The sequence below is a fragment of the Marinobacter sp. C7 genome (assembly GCF_022343555.1).
Taxonomy (GTDB): Bacteria; Pseudomonadota; Gammaproteobacteria; order Pseudomonadales; family Oleiphilaceae; genus Marinobacter.
In genome coordinates this window covers 1-500 of the sequence record NZ_JAKQZH010000109.1, presented here as the reverse complement: position 1 = coordinate 500, position 500 = coordinate 1, and the positions used below count along the sequence as shown (strand labels likewise).

Below are 500 nucleotides of genomic sequence, written 5' to 3'. Positions count from 1 at the left end.
ACACCGCGGGCCTCCATGCCGGTGGCAAGCATGTGGCCGTGGTCACGATAGCTGGTGATGATCTGGTCACCATCCTTCAGCGCCATCTGCATGCCGACGACGACAGCTTCCTGGCCGATGTAAAGGTGACAGAAACCGCCGATGAAGCCCATGCCATAAAGCTGGCCGGCCTTCTCTTCGAAACGGCGAATCATCAGCATTTCGCGGAGCGCATGCATTTCCTGATCGCGATCGAACTCGACGATCCGGCTGTTATCTTCTTTTTTTGGGGTTTTCCGTGAAGCGGACGCTTGCGACGCCATCAAGGCCTCCTTTTGAAGGAAAGACGTGGAATTGGCAGTCACAATAGGCAGTTTTGTGCGGCACGGCAATGCTAGATTTACCGCAATTCAATGTTAATTATAGTATTGATATATATCACGAAAATTGCAGTTAACGTGATTTCGGTTTATTAGAGGTTTCTGTCAAAAATAACGATTTCGTCGGGCTTCAGGAGGTTC

At 50.2% G+C, this 500-nt stretch carries 1 protein-coding gene; it reads right to left on the bottom strand.

Going from position 1 to position 500, the window contains the following annotated elements; all coding sequences use genetic code 11:
* A partial coding sequence (locus tag MD273_RS18985; protein ID WP_239039315.1) for a thiamine pyrophosphate-dependent enzyme occupies positions 1-302 on the bottom strand: 302 nt, incomplete at its 3' end.
* Positions 303-500 lie beyond the last annotated feature (198 nt).